Annotated in this window: 16 protein-coding genes, 1 tRNA gene and 1 pseudogene; 15 read left to right on the forward strand and 3 right to left on the reverse strand. The window is 66.5% G+C overall.

All coding sequences use genetic code 11. The annotated features are described in order from the left end of the window. The 15 genes and pseudogenes from U8L64_RS00700 to U8L64_RS00770 all read left to right on the forward strand — a co-directional run. Positions 1 to 320 (forward strand): annotated as a pseudogene (locus U8L64_RS00700) (aminoacyl-tRNA hydrolase); the annotation flags it as partial. A gap of 24 nt (positions 321 to 344) precedes the next feature. Further along, positions 345 to 1,445, forward strand: a complete 1,101-nt coding sequence (gene ychF, locus U8L64_RS00705; RefSeq protein WP_138300339.1) for a redox-regulated ATPase YchF — start codon at positions 345 to 347, stop codon at positions 1,443 to 1,445. A 295-nt stretch (positions 1,446 to 1,740) separates the two neighbouring features. After that, on the forward strand, positions 1,741 to 2,904 hold the full coding sequence (locus U8L64_RS00710; protein WP_234302740.1) for an isovaleryl-CoA dehydrogenase: 1,164 nt from the start codon (positions 1,741 to 1,743) through the stop codon (positions 2,902 to 2,904). A gap of 94 nt (positions 2,905 to 2,998) precedes the next feature. Then, on the forward strand, positions 2,999 to 4,606 hold the full coding sequence (locus tag U8L64_RS00715) for a carboxyl transferase domain-containing protein (protein ID WP_333392763.1): 1,608 nt from the start codon (positions 2,999 to 3,001) through the stop codon (positions 4,604 to 4,606). 57 nt (positions 4,607 to 4,663) lie between these two features. Next, positions 4,664 to 5,461, forward strand: a complete 798-nt coding sequence (locus tag U8L64_RS00720; protein ID WP_043297476.1) for a gamma-carboxygeranoyl-CoA hydratase — start codon at positions 4,664 to 4,666, stop codon at positions 5,459 to 5,461. Continuing rightward, positions 5,461 to 7,371: an acetyl/propionyl/methylcrotonyl-CoA carboxylase subunit alpha gene (locus U8L64_RS00725; RefSeq protein WP_333392767.1), complete on the forward strand. Its 1,911-nt coding sequence runs from the start codon at positions 5,461 to 5,463 to the stop codon at positions 7,369 to 7,371. Before U8L64_RS00720 ends, U8L64_RS00725 begins: the two co-directional genes overlap by 1 nt. A gap of 135 nt (positions 7,372 to 7,506) precedes the next feature. Next, positions 7,507 to 8,406 (forward strand): hydroxymethylglutaryl-CoA lyase, encoded by a 900-nt coding sequence (locus U8L64_RS00730; protein WP_333392769.1) that lies wholly within the window; start codon positions 7,507 to 7,509, stop codon positions 8,404 to 8,406. A gap of 83 nt (positions 8,407 to 8,489) precedes the next feature. Continuing rightward, entirely contained in the window at positions 8,490 to 9,185 is a 696-nt protein-coding gene (locus U8L64_RS00735) for a CoA transferase subunit A (RefSeq protein ID WP_003288891.1), read from the forward strand. A 4-nt stretch (positions 9,186 to 9,189) separates the two neighbouring features. Next, on the forward strand, positions 9,190 to 9,819 hold the full coding sequence (locus U8L64_RS00740; RefSeq protein ID WP_333392773.1) for a CoA transferase subunit B: 630 nt from the start codon (positions 9,190 to 9,192) through the stop codon (positions 9,817 to 9,819). Positions 9,820 to 9,979: 160 nt separating this feature from the next. Beyond that, positions 9,980 to 11,161, forward strand: coding sequence for an acetyl-CoA C-acetyltransferase (locus U8L64_RS00745; protein ID WP_333392775.1), 1,182 nt, complete (start codon positions 9,980 to 9,982; stop codon positions 11,159 to 11,161). Between the two features lie 69 nt (positions 11,162 to 11,230). Beyond that, on the forward strand, positions 11,231 to 11,629 hold the full coding sequence (locus U8L64_RS00750; protein WP_043297472.1) for a MerR family transcriptional regulator: 399 nt from the start codon (positions 11,231 to 11,233) through the stop codon (positions 11,627 to 11,629). A gap of 313 nt (positions 11,630 to 11,942) precedes the next feature. After that, positions 11,943 to 13,442: a sigma-54 interaction domain-containing protein gene (locus U8L64_RS00755; protein WP_138300344.1), complete on the forward strand. Its 1,500-nt coding sequence runs from the start codon at positions 11,943 to 11,945 to the stop codon at positions 13,440 to 13,442. An 85-nt stretch (positions 13,443 to 13,527) separates the two neighbouring features. After that, complete coding sequence (locus U8L64_RS00760; RefSeq protein WP_333392779.1) at positions 13,528 to 13,926, forward strand: DoxX family protein; 399 nt, start codon at positions 13,528 to 13,530, stop codon at positions 13,924 to 13,926. Positions 13,927 to 14,196: 270 nt separating this feature from the next. Then, positions 14,197 to 15,891 carry a tannase/feruloyl esterase family alpha/beta hydrolase gene (locus U8L64_RS00765; protein ID WP_333392781.1) on the forward strand — a complete coding sequence of 565 codons (1,695 nt, stop codon included), beginning with the start codon at positions 14,197 to 14,199 and terminating at the stop codon, positions 15,889 to 15,891. Positions 15,892 to 16,163: 272 nt separating this feature from the next. Beyond that, complete coding sequence (locus U8L64_RS00770) at positions 16,164 to 17,426, forward strand: OprD family porin (protein ID WP_333392783.1); 1,263 nt, start codon at positions 16,164 to 16,166, stop codon at positions 17,424 to 17,426. Between the two features lie 182 nt (positions 17,427 to 17,608). Here the strand turns inward: U8L64_RS00770 and U8L64_RS00775 are convergent. The 3 genes from U8L64_RS00775 to can all read right to left on the reverse strand — a co-directional run bounded on the left by U8L64_RS00775 (position 17,609) and on the right by can (position 19,350). Beyond that, a tRNA-Met gene (locus tag U8L64_RS00775) sits at positions 17,609 to 17,685 on the reverse strand. A gap of 112 nt (positions 17,686 to 17,797) precedes the next feature. Beyond that, on the reverse strand, positions 17,798 to 18,688 hold the full coding sequence (locus tag U8L64_RS00780; RefSeq protein WP_333392811.1) for a DMT family transporter: 891 nt from the start codon (positions 18,686 to 18,688) through the stop codon (positions 17,798 to 17,800). Positions 18,689 to 18,705: 17 nt separating this feature from the next. Beyond that, positions 18,706 to 19,350: a carbonate dehydratase gene (gene can, locus U8L64_RS00785; protein ID WP_008567215.1), complete on the reverse strand. Its 645-nt coding sequence runs from the start codon at positions 19,348 to 19,350 to the stop codon at positions 18,706 to 18,708. Positions 19,351 to 19,419 lie beyond the last annotated feature (69 nt).

Below are 19,419 nucleotides of genomic sequence, written 5' to 3' on the forward strand. Positions count from 1 at the left end.
CCATCCTGGTTGCCCACGATGAACTCGACATGCCCCCCGGCGTCGCCAAACTCAAGCAGGGCGGCGGCCATGGCGGACACAACGGGCTGCGCGACATCATCGCCAAGCTCGGTAATCAGAACGGCTTCCATCGCCTGCGCCTGGGCATCGGTCATCCCGGCCACGCCAGCCTGGTCAGCGGCTATGTACTGGGTCGTGCTCCGCAAGCTGAGCGCGAGAAGCTCGACGCGAGCATCGACTTCGCGCTGGATGTCGTGCCGCAGATTCTCGATGGCGACTGGACCCGCGCCATGCAGCGCCTGCACAGCCAGAAGGCCTGAACCTAACTCCGAGGCAAGATCATCATGGGATTCAACTGCGGCATCGTCGGTCTGCCCAATGTCGGCAAGTCCACCCTGTTCAATGCGCTGACCAAATCCGGCATCGCGGCGGAGAACTTCCCGTTCTGCACCATCGAACCGAACAGCGGGATCGTGCCGATGCCCGATGCCCGTCTCGCGGCGCTGGCCGAGATCGTCAAGCCCGAGCGCGTGCTGCCGACCACGATGGAGTTCGTCGACATCGCCGGCCTCGTCGCGGGCGCCTCCAAAGGTGAAGGCCTGGGCAACAAGTTCCTCGCCAACATCCGCGAGACCGACGCCATCGCCCACGTAGTGCGCTGCTTCGAGGACGACAACGTCATTCACGTTTCCAACTCGGTCGATCCCAAGCGCGATATCGAGATCATCGACCTCGAACTGATCTTCGCCGACCTCGACAGCTGCGAGAAGCAGCTGCAGAAGGTGGCGCGCAACGCCAAGGGCGGCGACAAGGAAGCCCTGGCGCAGAAGGCGCTGCTGGAGAAGCTGATCCCGCATTTCACCGAAGGCAAGCCGGCGCGCTCGCTGCTGAAGCACCTCGGTGACGAAGAGAAGCGCCTGGTTCGCGGCTTCCACCTGCTGACCAGCAAGCCGGTCATGTACATCGCCAACGTTGCCGAAGATGGCTTCGAGAACAACCCGCACCTCGACGTGGTGAAAGCCATCGCCGAGGAGGAAGGCGCCATCGTGGTGCCGGTCTGCAACAAGATCGAGGCGGAGATCGCCGAGCTGGACGACGGCGAGGAGAAAGACATGTTCCTCGAGGCGCTGGGCCTGCAAGAGCCTGGCCTGAACCGCGTGATCCGTGCCGGCTATGAGATGCTCGGGCTGCAGACCTACTTCACCGCCGGCGTTAAGGAAGTACGCGCCTGGACCGTGAAGATCGGCGCCACCGCACCGCAGGCCGCCGCGGTGATCCACACCGATTTCGAGAAGGGCTTCATTCGCGCCGAAGTCATCGCCTACGACGACTTCATCCAGTACAAGGGCGAAGCCGGCGCCAAGGAAGCTGGCAAATGGCGCCTGGAAGGTAAGGAATATATCGTCAAGGATGGCGACGTGATGCACTTCCGCTTCAACGTCTGACGCCTCACCCGTCTCAGCAGGGCCCCGCGCGATCACCTCGCCGGGGCCTTTGTCTTTTCAGCGCGCCCGCAAAGTCGCGCTCAATACATCTCCCGTTAGCACTTCATTGCGAATTCACTGGCTATGCTGCGGATAACGCCTGCCGAGGCGCGTCCCAGGTCCGCGGAACAACCGCTCGGCCGTCGCATTTGACAGTAGCGCACGCCAGCATTACGTTAACGTAAAGGTAACAGGCCTGACGCGACTATTTGCGGCCGCTCGAACAGAACAATTACAAGACCAACAGGTACCCTCCATGAGTTACTCCAGCCTTAACTTCGCCCTCGGCGAAACCATCGACATGCTGCGTGAGCAGGTCCAGGCCTTCGTCGCCGCCGAGCTGGCGCCGCGCGCCGAAGCCATCGATCAGGAAAACCTGTTCCCGGCGGACATGTGGAGAAAATTCGGCGAGATGGGCCTGCTCGGCGTAACCGTCTCCGAGGAGTACGGCGGCGCCGGCCTTGGCTACCTGGCCCACGTGGTGGCGATGGAAGAGATCAGCCGCGGCTCGGCCTCGGTCGCCCTCTCCTATGGCGCCCACTCCAACCTGTGCGTCAACCAGATAAACCGCAACGGCAACCCCGAGCAGAAGGCCCGCTACCTGCCCAAGCTGATCAGCGGCGAACACGTCGGCGCGCTGGCCATGAGCGAGCCGAATGCCGGTTCCGACGTGGTCTCCATGAAGCTGCGCGCCGAAAAGCGCGGCGACCGCTACGTGCTCAACGGCAGCAAGACCTGGATCACCAACGGCCCGGACGCCAACACCTACGTGATCTACGCCAAGACCGACCTGGACAAGGGGCCGCACGGCATCACCGCGTTCATCGTCGAGCGCGACTGGAAAGGTTTCTCCCGCGGCAACAAGTTCGACAAGCTCGGCATGCGTGGCTCCAACACCTGCGAACTGTTCTTCGATGACGTCGAGGTGCCGCAAGAGAACGTGCTCGGCGTCGAGAACGGCGGCGTCAAGGTGCTGATGAGCGGCCTGGATTACGAGCGCGTGGTACTGGCCGGCGGCCCGACCGGGATCATGCAGGCCTGCCTCGACGTGGTGGTGCCCTACATTCACGACCGCAAGCAGTTCGGTCAGAGCATCGGCGAGTTCCAGTTCATCCAGGGCAAGGTGGCGGACATGTACACCCAGCTCAACGCCAGTCGCGCCTATCTCTACGCCGTCGCCCAGGCCTGCGACCGTGGCGAGACCACCCGCAAGGACGCCGCCGGGGTGATCCTCTATACCGCCGAAAACGCCACGCAGATGGCCCTGCAGGCGATCCAGATCCTCGGTGGCAACGGCTATATCAACGAATTCCCCACCGGCCGCCTGCTGCGTGACGCCAAGCTCTACGAGATCGGCGCCGGCACCAGCGAGATCCGCCGCATGCTGATCGGACGCGAGCTGTTCAACGAATCCAAATAATCCGTAGGGTGGAAAACGGCCAGAGGCCTTTTCCACCGCATTTACGACAAGGTGGAAATCGCTTCGCGGATTTCCACCCTACGGGAGCCCGTCCATGGCCATCCTGCACACCCAGATCAATACCCGTTCGCCGGAGTTCGCCGCCAACAGCGCGGCGATGCTCGATCAGGTAAACAACCTGCGCGCCCTGCTCGGTCGCGTCAGCGAAGGCGGCGGCGCCACCGCCCAGCAGCGCCATGTCTCACGCGGCAAGCTCCTGGTGCGCGAGCGCATCGATACCCTGCTCGACGCCGGCTCGGCCTTTCTCGAACTCGCGCCGCTGGCCGCTCATGAGGTCTATGGCGAAGACGTCGCCGCTGCCGGCGTAGTGGCCGGGATCGGCCGCGTCGAAGGCGTCGAGTGCATGATCATCGCCAACGACGCCACCGTGAAAGGCGGCACCTACTACCCGCTGACGGTGAAGAAGCACCTGCGCGCGCAGACCGTCGCCCGCGAGAACCGACTGCCCTGCATCTACCTGGTGGACTCCGGCGGCGCCAACCTGCCGCGACAGGACGAGGTGTTCCCGGACCGCGAGCACTTCGGCCGCATCTTCTTCAACCAGGCCAACATGAGCGCCATGGGCATCCCGCAGATCGCCGTGGTGATGGGCTCCTGCACTGCCGGCGGCGCCTACGTGCCAGCGATGGCCGACGAGACCATCATGGTGCGCAACCAGGCGACCATCTTTCTCGCCGGCCCGCCGCTGGTGAAGGCTGCCACCGGCGAAGTGGTGACCGCCGAGGAGCTGGGCGGCGCCGACGTGCACTGCAAGACCTCAGGCGTCGCCGACCACTACGCCGAGAACGACGAGCACGCGCTTTCCATCGCCCGCCGCTGCGTGGCCAACCTCAACTGGCGCAAGCTCGGCCAGCTGCAGACCCGCGAACCGCGCGCACCGCTGTATGCCGCCGACGAGCTGTACGGCGTGATCCCGGCGCAGGCCAAGCAGCCCTATGACGTGCGCGAGGTGATCGCGCGGCTGGTGGACGGCAGTGAGTTCGATGAATTCAAGGCGCTGTTCGGCACCACCCTGGTCTGCGGCTTCGCCCATCTGCACGGCTACCCGATCGCCATCCTCGCCAATAACGGCATCCTCTTCGCCGAGGCGGCGCAGAAAGGCGCGCACTTCATCGAGCTGGCCTGCCAGCGTGGCATTCCGCTGCTGTTCCTGCAGAACATCACCGGTTTCATGGTCGGGCAGAAATACGAGGCCGGCGGCATCGCCAAGCACGGCGCCAAGCTGGTCACTGCGGTAGCCTGCGCCCAGGTGCCGAAGTTCACCGTGCTCATCGGCGGCAGCTTCGGTGCCGGCAACTACGGCATGTGCGGCCGCGCCTACGACCCGCGCTTCCTCTGGATGTGGCCCAACGCGCGCATCGCCGTGATGGGTGGCGAACAGGCCGCCGGGGTGCTCGCCCAGGTCAAGCAGGAGCAGAGCGAGCGCGCCGGCAAGAGCCTCGGCGACGATGAGGTGGCGGCCATCAAGCAGCCGATCCTCGAACAGTACGAGCGCCAGGGCCATCCCTATTACTCCAGCGCGCGGCTGTGGGACGACGGCGTGATCGACCCGGCGCAGACCCGCGAGCTACTGGGGCTGGCGCTGTCCGCCGCGTTGAACGCGCCGATCGAGCCGACTCGCTTCGGCGTGTTCCGCATGTAATCCGTGCCGCCGGCAGCCGAGCGCGCCGGCGCCTGCAGTCGCATCGAGGATGCCGAGATGACCGATTTCCAGACCATCGAACTGAACAAAGACGCGCGCGGCGTGGCCACGCTCTGGCTCAACCGCGCGGACAAGAACAATGCCTTCGACGCCCAGGTGATCGGCGAACTGAACGCAGCGCTGGCCCAGGTGCAGGACGATGCAAGCATCCGCTTCCTCATCCTGCGCGGACGTGGCAAGCACTTCTCCGCTGGCGCGGATCTGGGCTGGATGCGCGAGTCGGCCAAACTCGACTACCAGGCGAACCTGGCTGACGCCCACGAACTCGGCGAGCTGATGCAGCGCCTTTACCAGCTGCCGCAGCCGACCCTGGCCGTGGTACAGGGCGCGGCCTTTGGCGGCGCCCTGGGGCTGATCGCCTGCTGCGACATGGCCATCGGCGCCCGCGACGCACTGTTCTGCCTGTCGGAAGTTCGCATCGGCCTGGCGCCGGCGGTGATCAGCCCGTACGTGGTCAAGGCCATCGGCGAGCGCGCCACCCGCCGCTACGCGCTGACCGCCGAACGTTTCGACGGTACACGTGCCCGCGAACTCGGCCTGCTCGCCGAGACCTACCCGGCCAGTGAGCTGGACGCCGCGCTGGAGCAGTGGGTCGGCAACCTGCTGCTCAACAGCCCGCAGGCGCTCAAGGCCTGCAAGAACCTGTTGCTGGAAGTGGGCGATGGCGATTTCAGCGCAGACCTGCGCCAGACCACCGAACAGGCCATTGCCCGCCTGCGCACCAGCCCGGAAGGTCAGGAAGGCCTGAGCGCCTTCCTGGAAAAACGCACGCCGGCCTGGCAGGAGAAGAAGTGATGAATCGCCATATCGATACCCTGCTGGTTGCCAACCGCGGCGAGATCGCCTGCCGCGTAATGCGCACCGCCAAGGCCATGGGCCTGACCACCGTTGCGGTGCACAGCGCCATCGACGCCAGCGCGCGCCATGCCCGCGAGGCCGATATCCGCATCGACCTGGGCGGCGCCAAGCCGGCCGAGAGCTACCTGCGCATCGACAAGCTGATCGAGGCGGCCAAGGCCAGCGGCGCCCAGGCGATCCACCCGGGCTACGGCTTTCTCTCGGAGAACGCCGAGTTCGCCCGCGCCATCGAACAGGCCGGGCTGATCTTCCTCGGCCCACCCGCCTCCGCCATCGACGCCATGGGCAGCAAGTCCGCCGCCAAGGCGCTGATGGAAGAAGCCGGTGTGCCGCTAGTGCCGGGCTACCACGGCGAAGCGCAGGACGTGGAAACCTTCCGTGCTGCCGCGGAAAAGATCGGCTACCCGGTGCTGCTCAAGGCCACCGCCGGTGGCGGCGGCAAGGGCATGAAGGTGGTCGAGCGCGAGGCGGACCTGGCCGAGGCGCTGGCGTCCGCCCAGCGCGAGGCGCAGTCGTCGTTCGGTGACTCACGCATGCTGGTCGAGAAATACGTGCTCAAGCCGCGCCATGTGGAAATCCAGGTCTTCGCCGACCAGCACGGCAACTGCCTGTACCTCAACGAGCGCGACTGCTCGATCCAGCGCCGCCATCAGAAGGTAGTCGAAGAGGCCCCTGCCCCCGGCCTGTCCCCCGAGCTGCGCCGTGCCATGGGCGAAGCCGCGGTGAAGGCGGCCAAGGCCATCGGCTACGTCGGCGCCGGCACCGTGGAATTCCTGCTGGATGCCCGTGGCGAATTCTTCTTCATGGAAATGAACACCCGTCTGCAGGTCGAGCACCCGGTCACGGAGGCCATCACCGGCCTCGACCTGGTCACCTGGCAGATTCGCGTCGCCCGCGGCGAACCGCTGCCGATCAGCCAGGAGCAGGTGCCGCTGATCGGCTATGCCATCGAGGTACGGCTGTACGCCGAGGACCCGGACAACGATTTCCTTCCCGCCACCGGCACCCTCGAGCTCTACCGTGAAGCCGCGGATGGTCCGGGCCGTCGCGTCGACAGCGGCGTCGCCGAGGGCGATACGGTGTCGCCGTTCTACGATCCGATGCTCGGCAAGCTGATCGCCTGGGGCGAGAACCGCGAGGAAGCACGTCTGCGCCTCTTGGCCATGCTCGACGAGACCGCTGTCGGCGGCGTGCGCACCAACCTCGCGTTCCTGCGCCGCGTCGTCGGCCATCGCGCCTTTGCCGAGGCCGAGCTGGATACCGGCTTTATCCCGCGCCACGAAAGCGAACTGCTGCGTCCGGCCGGCGAGCTGTCCGATGCCTTCTGGCAGCAGGCGGCCGAGAGTTTCGTGCGCAGCGCCGGCGCCCGCGTGCGCGAGGACGACGCGCATTCGCCGTGGTCCCGGCGCGACGGGCTGCGCTTCGGCCTGCCGGCGCGGATCAGCCTGCACCTGCAGTGCAACGGCGAAAGCCGCCGGTTGACGGTCGATCCGACAGCGCAGCCGTCCGGCATCCGCGCCCCCAGGGCGATACGCCAGGGCGATACGCTGTATCTGCAATGGAACGGCGAGTGGCTGGCGGTGCGCGCCTTCGACCCGATCGCCGAAGCCGAGGCCAGTCACGAGCAGCACGGCGGGCTGACCGCGCCGATGAACGGCAGCATCGTGCGCGTGCTGGTCGAGGCCGGTCAGCAGGTCGAGGCCGGCACCGCGCTGATCGTGCTGGAGGCGATGAAGATGGAACACAGCATCCGCAGCGCCCAGGCTGGCGTGGTCAAGAGCCTGTTCTGCAGCGAAGGCGAGATGGTCAGCGAAGGCGCGGTGCTGCTGGAGATGGAAGAGGCTTGAAGGATGCACAAGGTGGACAAGGCTTCGCCGTTGTCCACCCTACGCACGAACGCAAGGCCGTAGGGTGGAAAACTCGCGCAGCGATTTTCCACCGATACCCACGCAACGGCGGACGCCGTTACCCCTGGAGGACATATGAGCCTGCCCAAACAGGTCCGGCTGGTGGAAGTCGGACCGCGTGACGGCCTGCAGAACGAGCAGCAACCGATCAGCGTGGCGGACAAGGTGCGTCTGGTCGACGACCTGAGCGCCGCCGGGCTGTCCTATATCGAAGTCGGCAGCTTCGTCTCGCCCAAGTGGGTGCCGCAGATGGCCGGCTCCGCCGAAGTCTTCGCGCAGATCCAGCGCAAGGCCGGGGTCACTTACGCGGCGCTGACGCCGAACATGAAGGGCCTGGAGGCGGCCATCGAGGCCGGCGTGAAGGAAGTCGCGGTGTTCGGCGCGGCCTCCGAAGCGTTCTCGCAGAAGAACATTAACTGCTCCATCGCCGAGAGCCTGGCACGCTTCGCCCCGCTGATGGAGGCTGCCCGCGAGCACGACATTCGCGTGCGTGGCTACGTTTCCTGCGTGCTCGGCTGCCCTTATGAGGGTGAGGTATCGCCAGCCAAGGTCGCCGAAGTGGCCCGCGAGCTGTATGCCATGGGCTGCTACGAGGTCTCCCTGGGCGACACCATCGGCACCGGCACACCGGGCAAGACCCGCACCCTGTTCGATACCGTGGCCCGCGAGGTGCCGCGCGAACGGTTGGCCGGGCATTTCCACGACACCTACGGCCAGGCGCTGGCGAATATCTATGCGAGCCTCTTGGAAGGCATCGCGGTGTTCGACAGCTCGGTCGCCGGCCTCGGCGGTTGCCCCTACGCCAAAGGCGCCAGCGGCAATGTCGCCAGCGAAGACGTGCTGTACATGTTCAACGGGCTGGACATAGCCACCGGCATCGACCTCGATGCGCTGATCGCATCTGGCGACCGCATCAGCCGCGTGCTGGGCCGTGTCAACGGCTCGCGGGTGGCGCGCGCCCGCCATGCAGCCTGATCGGCATCGTTGTTGCATTGACGCATTCAGCCCGTGGCCGGTTCAGCCGCGGGCACGGACACAACAATAAGTAGAGGTATTTCATGAACAAGCTCTACCCCAGCGCTGCCCACGCCCTGGAAGGCCTGGTCGAGGACGGCATGACGCTCGCCGTCGGCGGCTTCGGCCTGTGCGGCATCCCCGAAGCGTTGATCGCTGCCTTGCGCGACTCCGGCAAGAAGAACCTTACCGCCATCAGCAACAACGCCGGCGTCGACGGCTTCGGCCTCGGCCTGCTGCTGGAGACGCGGCAGATCAGCAAGATGATTTCCTCCTACGTGGGCGAGAACAAGGAGTTCGAGCGCCAGTACCTGGCCGGCGAGCTGCAGCTGGAGTTCACCCCGCAAGGCACGCTGGCCGAGAAGCTGCGTGCCGGCGGCGCGGGCATCCCGGCGTTCTACACCAGGACCGGCTACGGCACGCTGGTGGCCGAGGGCAAGGAAACCCGCCAGTTCAACGGCGAGTGGTACGTGATGGAGGAATCGCTGACCGCCGATATCGCGCTGGTCAAGGCCTGGAAGGCCGACAAGGCGGGCAACCTGCTGTTTCGCAAGACCGCGCGCAACTTCAACCCGCTGGCGGCGATGGCCGGCAAGGTCTGCGTCGTCGAGGTGGAGGAGATCGTCGAGACCGGCGAGCTGGACCCGGACCAGATCCATCTGCCGGGTATCTATGTGCAACGCATCGTGCACAACCCGAGCCCGGAAAAGCGCATCGAAAAACGCACGGTGAGGAGCTGAGACCATGGCCTGGACACGTGAACAGATGGCGCAACGCGCCGCCCAGGAGCTGCAGGACGGCTTCTACGTCAACCTCGGTATCGGTCTGCCGACCCTGGTCGCCAACTACATCCCCGACGGCATGGACGTCTGGCTGCAGAGCGAGAACGGCCTGCTCGGCATCGGCCCCTTCCCGACCGAGGAAGAGATCGACCCCGACCTGATCAACGCCGGCAAGCAGACCGTCACCGCCCTGCCCGGCTCGAGCTTCTTCGACAACGCGCAGAGCTTCGCCATGATCCGCGGCGGCCACATCAACCTGGCCATCCTCGGCGCCATGCAGGTGTCGGAAGAAGGCGACCTGGCCAACTGGATGATCCCCGGCAAGATGGTCAAGGGCATGGGCGGCGCGATGGACCTGGTGGCCGGCGTCAAGCGCGTCGTGGTGCTGATGGAGCACACCGCCAAGGGCGGTGCGCACAAGATCCTGCCGGCCTGCGACCTGCCGTTGACCGGCGTTGGCGTGGTCGACCGGATCATCACCGACCTCGGCGTGCTGGACGTCACCGAGCAGGGCCTGAAGCTGGTGGAGCTGGCCGAAGGCGTCAGCTTCGAGGAGCTGCAAGCGGCCACCGGCTGCCCGATCCAGCGCTGAACCGTATGCGCGCAATGCCCGGCGCCCGCCGCCCGGCATCGCGCGCCACGCCGGGGACTGGCGCCAGCACTGGCCAGTCACCTGCGCGACCGTATACTCGCCGTCGAACGCGCCCGCTGCATTGCGTCGCGGCAACGCCATTTCCGATCTGGAGTTCGTCATGCAAGACGTCGTCATCGTAGCTGCAACCCGCACCGCCATCGGCAGTTTCCAGGGCTCGCTGGCCAATGTGCCGGCGGTCGAACTGGGCGCCACCGTGATCCGCGCCCTGCTGGAAAAGACCGGTATCGACCCGGCCCAGGTCGATGAAGTCATCCTCGGCCACGTGCTCACCGCCGGCGCCGGGCAGAACACCGCGCGCCAGGCCTCGATCAAGGCCGGCCTGCCCCACGCCGTACCGTCCATGACGCTGAACAAGGTCTGCGGTTCGGGCCTCAAGGCCGTGCATCTGGCCGTGCAGGCGATCCGCTGCGGCGATGCCGAAGTGGTCATCGCCGGCGGCATGGAGAACATGAGCCTGGCGCCCTACGTTCTGCCCGGCGCGCGCACCGGCTTGCGCATGGGCCACGCGCAGATCGTCGATACCATGATCACCGACGGCCTGTGGGATGCCTTCAACGACTACCACATGGGCATCACCGCGGAGAACCTGGCGGAGAAGTACGGCATCGACCGCGCCCAGCAGGACGCCTTCGCCGCGCAGTCGCAGCAGCGTGCCGCGGCGGCCATCGAAAGCGGCCGCTTCGATGCCGAGATCACCCCGGTCATGATTCCCCAGCGCAAGGGCGACCCGGTCGCCTTCGCCCGTGACGAGCAGCCCCGCGCCGGCACCACGGCCGAATCCCTCGGCGGCCTGCGTGCAGCCTTCAAGAAGGACGGCTGCGTCACCGCCGGCAACGCCTCGACCCTCAACGACGGCGCCGCCGCGGTGGTGCTGATGAGCGCCAGCAAGGCCGAGGCCCTCGGCCTGCCGGTACTGGCGAAGATCGCCGGTTACGCCAACGCCGGCGTCGACCCGGCGATCATGGGCATCGGCCCGGTCACCGCCACCCGCCGCTGCCTGGAGAAAGCCGGCTGGTCGCTGGCCGACCTGGACCTGATCGAGGCCAACGAAGCCTTCGCCGTGCAGGCGCTGTCGGTCGGCAAGGAATTGGGCTGGGATGCCGATAAGGTCAACGTGAACGGCGGCGCCATCGCCCTCGGCCACCCGATCGGCGCCTCGGGCTGCCGTATCCTGGTGACCCTGCTGCACGAGATGCAGCGCCGCGACGTGAAAAAAGGCCTGGCGACGCTGTGCATCGGTGGCGGCCAGGGCGTGGCGCTGGCCATCGAACGCCCCTGAGCGGCACGTGATCCCTCGTTCGCACCGCGCACCGGTGCGGGCGAGCGCGACCGGACATCGAGAACGAGCATGGCTAAACAGACCTACAGCATTTCCGATCTGGCCAACGAGCTGGACATCACCACCCGCGCCATCCGCTTCTACGAAGAACAGGGCATGCTCACCCCGACCCGCCGCGGCCAGGAGCGCATCTACACGCCCAAGGATCGCGTCACGCTGAAGCTGATCCTGCGCGGCAAGCGCATCGGCTTCTCGCTGGCCGAATGCAAGACGCTGATCGAGCTTTACGACCCCAAGGCCGGCAACCAGAAACAGCTGAACATCATGCTGCAGATGATCGCCGAGCGCCGCCAGCAACTGGAGCAGCAATTGCTCGACATCCAGCAGATGCAGCTGGAGCTGGACACCGCCGAGGAGCGCTGCCGCAGCGCGCTGCAAAGCACACTGGCGAAGCAGACGGCCGGCTGAGGGCGCGTTCGGCCACTGCAGCCCTGCATTCCAGTCAGTCCAGAACTCGAGAAAGACTCCATAAAACTGGACACCCCGCCTTGCCGGTGTACGGCTTTGCAGACACTCTTGGGCAACTCGGCCGGAAACGCACGGTCCTAACGCCCGCAGCCAAGCGAAGCGGCATAGGCACGCTATCTGCAAACGATCTTTCCCACGACACATGTCTGCCGTGGCGCACCCGGGCGATGTCCGCACCCACGCCGAGTTTCGCTGACTGCCGCCCGCATCAGACGGGCATTCCAATAATGGCTGCAGAGAGAACCGAACCGCCATGAGCATTGCCCGCGACGTACTCGACCATAATGGCCTCATCGTCGGCGTATCCCCGGAACGCTTCCGCATGCTGGCCATGCCCCTGCTGTTCGACCACCTCAACGCCCAGTGCGAAGGCACCATCGCGGTCAACCGGCAGGCGCGCATCGTCTGGATCAACGACAAGTACGCCGAGAAGATCGGCATCCGCGACCCCGCCAGCGTGCTCGGCCTGGAGGTCGAGCAGGTGCTGCCGGCCAGCCGTCTGCGCGAGGTGATGGAAAGCGGGCAGCCGAGCATGCTCGACCTGATGGCCTTCGGCGGCGAGCATTTCGTCGTCACCCGCATCCCGCTGCGTGACGAGGACGGCACCCTGGTCGGCGCGCTGGGTTTCGTGCTGTTCGACCGCGCGCGGCATCTCAAGCCGCTGATGGCCAAATACACCAGCCTGCAGACGCAACTGCTCGCCACGCAGAACGAATTGGCCAAGGCCCGACGGGCGCGCTACACGATCGCCGGTTTCATCGGCAACAGCCCGGCCGCCAGCGAGATCAAGCGCCAGGCCCGGCGCGCCGCGCAGCTCGACGCCACCGTGCTGCTGCGTGGCGAGACCGGCACCGGCAAGGAACTGCTGGCCCAGGGCATCCACAACCTCTCGCCGCGCGCGCGCGGGCCGTTCGTCGCGGTCAACGTCGCGGCGATCCCGGAGACGCTGGTCGAGGCCGAGCTGTTCGGCACCGCACCCGGTGCCTTCACCGGCGCCGACCGCAAGGCGCGCATCGGCAAGTTCGAGGTGGCCAACGGCGGCACGCTGTTCCTCGACGAGATCGGCGACCTGCCGCTGTCGCTGCAGGCCAAGCTGCTGCGCGTGCTGCAGGAGCAGGAGGTCGAACCGCTGGGTTCCAACCAGGTCAAGGCGCTCAACGTGCGGGTGATCGCCGCCACGCATATCGATCTGGAAGCCAAGGTAGCCGCCGGGCAGTTCCGTGACGATCTGTATTACCGCCTCAATGTGCTGGCGCTGCGGGTGCCGCCGCTGCGCGAGCGCAGCGGCGACATTCCCGCGGTGATCGAACACCTGCTCGACGACATCGCCAACCGCTCCGGCCAGCCGCCGATGGAACTCAGCCCGCAGGCGCTGGCGCTGCTCTGCGCGCAACCGTGGCGCGGCAACGTGCGTGAGCTGGGCAACCTGCTGGAGCGCGCGCAACTGTGCACCGACGGTCCGCAACTGGAAGTCGAGCACCTGCTGCCGCTGCTCGGCGAGCAGGCGAGTCCGGCGAGCAGTGCCGCTCCCGCCGCGACCAGTCGGCCCGCCGTCCCGAGCGAGCCGACCAGCGTGGACGAGGACCTGCCGTTGCAACCGCTCGCGCAGACGCTCGCCCACGCCGAACGCCGTGCACTGCAAAGCGCCTTGCGCGCCTGCCACGGCAATCGCCGGCGCGCCGCCATGGAGCTGGGCATCTCCCGCGCCAGCTTCTACAGCAAGCTCGCACAACACGGACTCAGCCAGCGCTGAGCGGTGGCGTCACGCACGCGTGTTCTGCCTGATCTATCGTTCTGTTCAGGGTGGCGATACCCGTCACCGCTCGGGAGCGACGACGATGACTGAGGATATTGGCAAGCTGGTGCTGCGCCTGGCGCTGGGCGTGCTGATGCTGCTGCACGGCATTTCGAAAGTGGTCAACGGCGTGGACGGCATCGTCGGCATGGTCACCGGCCTCGGCCTGCCTGCCGCGGTTGCCTATGGTGTGTATCTGGGCGAGGTGATCGGCCCGCTGCTGGTGATCGTCGGACTGTACACGCGCGTCGGCGCCCTGCTGATCGCCGGCAACATGCTTTTCGCCCTGCTGCTGGCGCACCGGGCCGAGCTGTTCACGCTGGCCCCCACCGGCGGCTGGGCGCTCGAACTGCAGGGAATGTTCCTGTTCGGCGCGGTGGCCGTCCTGCTGCTCGGCGCCGGGCGTTTCAGCGTCGGCGGAACGAGCGGACGCTTCAACTAGCGCGACTGTCCGGCTGCACGGACACCTTCCAGTGCGCTGGACATCGACCCGCGCCCCGGCCTGGCACGCCCTGGTGGCAGGCCCCTCCCCGATTCTTCCTTCGCCCCGCGACGCAGAGCGGCCGGTACGCCATGGGCGACCGGCCGTCGCGTTGCCGTGCGCGATACACGCCGCTGGCATGGCGCTGGCTTGAGCGGCGTAGCGCCCACTTGAGCGGCCTCGCACCGCTGCGGCGCGCTTCGTCCGACAACAACAAGAAGGAAGCCTCGCATGATCGTTCATCCCGTCATCGCCTCGATCCGGCGCCTCACACCACTGACACTGGCGCTGTGGTTTGCCGGCCAGACGCATGCCGCCGACTGCACCGCGCTGCTCGGCAGCGAGATACCGGCCGCGGCCATCGGCCTGCCCACGCGGGGCGCGCAGGTCGTAGCGGCCAACGCCATGGCGGCCGGCGGCACTGCGCCGCAGGCCTTCGGTGCCTATTGCGACGTCAGCGCCGAGATTCGCCCCATCGACCGCGCCGCACCGCCCATCCGCCTGCGCCTGGCGCTGCCCGAGCAGTGGAACCGCAAGGCGCTGATGCTCGGCGGTGGCGGCTACAACGGCACCCTGCCGAACGTTGCCGGCAATGTCCCCGCCGGCCCGCTGGACCAGCCCACGCCGCTCGGCCGGGGCTACGCCGTGTTCGGCAGCGACTCCGGGCACGCCTTCGATCCGCTCAGCCCCGGGGGCTTTGCCTGGAACGACGAGGCCCTGGCCAACTACGCCCACGACGCGCTGAAGAAGACCCGCGATACCGCCGTCTACCTGATCCGGCAGCGCTACGGTGCAGCCCCCGAACGCAGCTACTTCGCCGGCGGCTCTACCGGGGGGCGCGAGGCACTGGCCGTGGCGCAGCAGTGGCCGACCGACTTCCACGGCGTGATCGCCCTTTACCCCGCCTACAACGCCCTGGCACTGGACCTGCAGTTCGGCCGCATCACCCGTGCGCTCGCCGCGCCCGGCGCCTTTCCCAGCCTGGAGCAGCGCGCCGCGCTGCTGGAAGCGGCGATGCAGGCCTGCGACGGACTGGATGGCGTACGCGACGGCGTGATCAGCCATCAAGCCGCCTGCAACGCACGTTTCGATCCGGCCCGCGTCAAACTCGACGGCCGACCGCTGCGCTGCCCGGACGGAGCCGATAGCTCGCCGCGCTGCCTGTCGGACGCGCAGATCCGCGCACTGCGGGTATTCAACACACCGATCCGCTTCGGCTTCCCGCTGGCCAGCGGCGAAACCCATTACCCTGGCTTCAACACCTGGGGCACTGACCTCGGCCGGCCGGGGGAAGGCCTGCAGCTGGTGGTCAACCGCCTGGGCCTCAACACCCTGCAGCCGACCTACCCAATGCCCGTGCACGGCACCGGCTTCGCCGATGGCGCGCCCTACCACGCCGGCTTCTGGGATGAATGGGTGCGCCACTTCGTGACGCGCAATCCCACCTTCAACTCGCTGACCCTCGATCCGCAGAACCCCGGCCCCTGGCAGGCGCGCATCAGCGAGCTGTCGCTGCGTCAGGACGTCAATGAGACCGATCTCTCCGCCTTCGCTAACAACGGCGGCAAGCTGCTCATGGCCCATGGCACCTCCGACCAGCTGGTAAGCACCCGCGCCAGCGCCGAGTACTACCAACGCATTCGCCGCGACATGGGGCCGGGCAGGACGCGTCAGTTCATGCGCTACTACGAGATCCCCGGCTACGGCCATGCCGCCAGCACGGTATTCAATGCCGCCTGGGACTCGCTTACCGCGTTGGAGAACTGGGTCGAGCGCGGCATCGCCCCGCGCCGCCAGATCGTCGCCGACAGCGTCGGCGTGCCAGGTCGCACCCGCCCACTGTGCGAGTACCCGGGCTGGCCGAAGTACGTCGGCAAGGGTGCCGTCGATGCCGCCTCCAGCTTCGTCTGCGTGAACGCCCGCTGACCCGGGACAGGTGGCGGCCAGCGTCGTGCGCGCTGCCGCCACCGCCGTCCGCGATGCTGGACACCCGCGGCCCGCATCGATCCGACGCTGAACATGTCCGCCGAACTGGACGCTCTGCACACCAGCCGTATTACCTCATGCCCGAGCCACGCACCAGCTCTAGCACGAGCCTCAGCGCATAGCGATTGCGCCACCGGGCCGGCTGGCACGGCTTTCGCTGAGGACTGGCAGCCGCGCGAACGCGGCGCAGAACAACAACAAGAGGAAATCCCATGCGACTCAAGCAAACCGTCGTCTGCCCACTGCTGTGCGGCAGCGCCGTTCTGATCGCCACCGGCCCCGCAAACGCCGCCTTCATCGAAGACAGCAAAGCCAGCGTGGACCTGCGCAACTTCTACATGAACCGCGACTTCCGCTCCGGCGACGGGCAGTCCAAGGCCGAGGAATGGGCACAGGGCTTCATGCTGAAAATGGAGTCCGGCTACACCGAAGGCCCGATCGGCTTCGGCCTCGACGCCATCGGCCTCCTCGGCGTGAAGCTCGACTCCAGCCCCGACCGCGTCGGCACCGGTATCCTGCAGAGCGACCGCAAAGCACCCAACCGCGCCCAGGACGACTACGGCTCGGCCGGCCTCACGGCCAAGGCGCGGCTGTCGCAAACCACCCTGCATGTCGGCACCATGCAACCGCTGATTCCAGTGCTCATGCGCAACGACAGCCGCCTGCTGCCACAGACCTTCCGCGGCGCCTGGCTGCAGAGCAAGGAATTCGACGGCCTGACGCTCGATGTGGGCAGGCTCGACCGGGTCAACCAGCGCAACTCATCGGACAACGAGGAAATGACCGCCTTCAACGGCGGCCTGCGCAACATCCGCTTCGGTCGGCAGACCACCAGCGACGAGTTCCTCTTCGCCGGCGGCCGCTACGCCTGGACCCCGGAACTGAGCAGCAGCTACTACTACGGCGGGCTGGACGGCATCTACAAGGAACACAACTTCGGCCTGCTCCACGTACTGCCGCTCGGCGACAAACAGAGTTTCAAAACCGACCTGCGCTACGTGCACCAGACCGATGACGGCGGCAGCAACGTCGACGCCGACACCTTCGGCGCGATGTTCACCTACCGCATCGGCGGCCACGCCTTCGGCGCCGGCTACCAGCAAGTCTCCGGCGACACCGGCTTCGCCTACATCGCCGGCAGCGACAACTCACTGCTCAACCTGGTGCAGATCAACGACTTCGGCAACGAGGACGAACGCTCCTGGCAGGTCCGCTACGACTACGACTTCGCCGCCCTCGGCATCCCCGGCTTAACCCTCATGACCCGCTACCTCTCCGGCGATAACGTCGACCGCGGAGCTGGAGCCGGCGAAGGCAAGACCTGGGAGCGCAACACCGACCTCGCCTACGTGTTCCAGAGCGGCCCACTGAAAAACCTCGGCCTGAAACTGCGCAACGCCACCACCCGCAGCAACTTCCAGAACAACCTCGACGAGAACCGCGTGATCATCAGCTACAGCGTACCGCTCTGGTGATCAATGGCTTGCTTGCATTGCACCCGCCGGGCCTAGCGCCCGGCGTCCATTGAATCCAGATCGACGCGCGAAGCGCAGTCTCGCCAGCCTTTGAGCCAGCCGAGGCAAGCGGTTCCAACAGGCATTCACTTATCACGCCCAAAACAAAAAGGGGCTAGCTTTCGCTAACCCCTTGTTTTGTCTGGTGGCTACACCGGGACTTGAACCTGGGACATCAGCATTATGAATGCTGCGCTCTAACCAACTGAGCTATGTAGCCGAGTGGCGCGCATTATTCTCTGGTGCTTTTTTGCTGTCAACCCTGCCGTCACTGAATTTTTATCCTTTTCAAGCGGTTAGACCAGCGGTTGCGTCGCTGGTCGGACTGTCACTCAGCTGTGTTGGCGGAACGACGGACGAGTCGCCATCAGCAGGCCACCGAAGATCAGCGCACCGCCAATCCAGTGGAACGCCTGCAGGGCTTCGTCCAGCAGCAGCCAGCCGAGCAGCGCGGTGATCACCGGCATCAGGTAGCTGGTCATGGCCGCCTTGGACGCGCCGATCACGCTTACGCCGTGGTTCCAGGCGAGGTAGGCGATCAGCGAGGCGAACACGGCGGTGTAGCCAATCGCGACAAGGTTGTCTGCGGTCGGCGCGAAACCGCCGACGCGGCTGAGTTCCAGCAGGTAGAACGGCAGGATCAGCGGCACGCCCAGCGCCATTAGCACACCGAGCAATGTCAGTGGCGGCACCGGCAGGCGCGTGGCCCAGCGTCGCAGTAGCAAGGTGTATAGCGCCCAGGCCGCGACGGCGACCAGCATGATCAGATCGCCGCGCTGGAATGACAGGCTGCTCAGGACCTGCCAGCTGCCGCGGCTGATCAGGTAGAGCAGGCCCACGGCGGCCACGGCCATGCCGAGCCAGGCGCGGCGCAGCGGCCATTCGCCGAGCAGCAGGCCGGCACCGACGAAGGTCGCCAGCGGCAGGCAGGTGTTGACCAGGGTGAGATTGATCGCTTCGGTGCTTTGCGCCGCTGTATACAGCAGCGAGTTGTAGCTGGCGATGCCGCAGGCGGCGAGTACCGGCAGGCGCCAGCCGGCGGCGCGCAGAACGGCGCGATGGCGCCAGATCGAGCGCGCGACGATGGGCAGCAGCAATGTCGCGGCAAGTACCCAACGCCAGAACGACAGGCCCAGCGGCGGGATCTCGTCATGAAAAGCGCGGGCCACCAAGGCGTTGCCGCTCCAGCAGACCACCGCCACCAGCAGCCCGGCGAAAGCCAGGCCGTGGCGCCGGGACGCTACGCTGGATTGAGCGGGCGCAGACGGTACTGGGTCGGCAACTGGTCGAGGCCGCTGACGGTGACGTTGAGGTTCTTCCACAGGCCATCCTTGATGCCGTAGATGCAGCCATGCACCGAGAGCGGCTGCCCGCGGTGCCAGGCGTTCTGCACGATGGTGGTATGGCTGACGTTGGCCACTTGCTGGATTACGTTCAGCTCGCACAGGCGGTCGACCCGCTCTTCTTCGCTGGGCAGGGTCGCCAGGTGCGCGCGGTGCTCATAATAGAGGTCGCGGATGGTCCGCAGCCAGCCGTCGATCAGGCCCAACTGGTCGTCACGCATGGAGGCGCGCACACCACCGCAGCCGTAGTGACCGGTGACCAGGATGTGTTTGACCTTCAGCACGTCGACCGCGTACTGGATCACCGACAGGCAGTTGAGGTCGGTATGCAGCACCACGTTGGCGACGTTGCGGTGCACGAACAGGTCGCCGGGCAGCATGCCGACGATCTCGTTGGCCGGCACGCGCGCATCGGAGCAGCCGATCCACAGGTATTCCGGTGCCTGCTGTTTGGCCAGCTGCTCGAAGAAGGTCGGGTCTTCCTGCTTGATGGCTTCGGCCCAGCGGGCGTTGTTCTCGAACAACTGATCCAGATCGTTCATTTCTTGTCCTCGAAGTCTGGCACGCGAATGCGAACCGCTGCCGCTATGACACACCGGTTCTGCGCGGCG

The sequence above is a fragment of the Pseudomonas sp. FIP_A4 genome (genome assembly GCF_036701605.1).
In the GTDB taxonomy this organism is placed as follows: Bacteria; Pseudomonadota; Gammaproteobacteria; order Pseudomonadales; family Pseudomonadaceae; genus Stutzerimonas; species Stutzerimonas phenolilytica.

Bases quoted from the DNA above. Each gene is read 5' to 3' on its own strand.
- ychF (WP_138300339.1), top strand. From the start codon at position 345: ATGGGATTCAACTGCGGCATCGTCGGTCTGCCCAATGTCGGCAAGTCC.
- U8L64_RS00710 (WP_234302740.1), top strand. From the start codon at position 1,741: ATGAGTTACTCCAGCCTTAACTTCGCCCTCGGCGAAACCATCGACATG.
- U8L64_RS00715 (WP_333392763.1), top strand. From the start codon at position 2,999: ATGGCCATCCTGCACACCCAGATCAATACCCGTTCGCCGGAGTTCGCC.
- U8L64_RS00720 (WP_043297476.1), top strand. From the start codon at position 4,664: ATGACCGATTTCCAGACCATCGAACTGAACAAAGACGCGCGCGGCGTG.
- U8L64_RS00725 (WP_333392767.1), top strand. From the start codon at position 5,461: ATGAATCGCCATATCGATACCCTGCTGGTTGCCAACCGCGGCGAGATC.
- U8L64_RS00730 (WP_333392769.1), top strand. From the start codon at position 7,507: ATGAGCCTGCCCAAACAGGTCCGGCTGGTGGAAGTCGGACCGCGTGAC.
- U8L64_RS00735 (WP_003288891.1), top strand. From the start codon at position 8,490: ATGAACAAGCTCTACCCCAGCGCTGCCCACGCCCTGGAAGGCCTGGTC.
- U8L64_RS00740 (WP_333392773.1), top strand. From the start codon at position 9,190: ATGGCCTGGACACGTGAACAGATGGCGCAACGCGCCGCCCAGGAGCTG.
- U8L64_RS00745 (WP_333392775.1), top strand. From the start codon at position 9,980: ATGCAAGACGTCGTCATCGTAGCTGCAACCCGCACCGCCATCGGCAGT.
- U8L64_RS00750 (WP_043297472.1), top strand. From the start codon at position 11,231: ATGGCTAAACAGACCTACAGCATTTCCGATCTGGCCAACGAGCTGGAC.
- U8L64_RS00755 (WP_138300344.1), top strand. From the start codon at position 11,943: ATGAGCATTGCCCGCGACGTACTCGACCATAATGGCCTCATCGTCGGC.
- U8L64_RS00760 (WP_333392779.1), top strand. From the start codon at position 13,528: ATGACTGAGGATATTGGCAAGCTGGTGCTGCGCCTGGCGCTGGGCGTG.
- U8L64_RS00765 (WP_333392781.1), top strand. From the start codon at position 14,197: ATGATCGTTCATCCCGTCATCGCCTCGATCCGGCGCCTCACACCACTG.
- U8L64_RS00770 (WP_333392783.1), top strand. From the start codon at position 16,164: ATGCGACTCAAGCAAACCGTCGTCTGCCCACTGCTGTGCGGCAGCGCC.
- can (WP_008567215.1), bottom strand. From the start codon at position 19,350: ATGAACGATCTGGATCAGTTGTTCGAGAACAACGCCCGCTGGGCCGAA.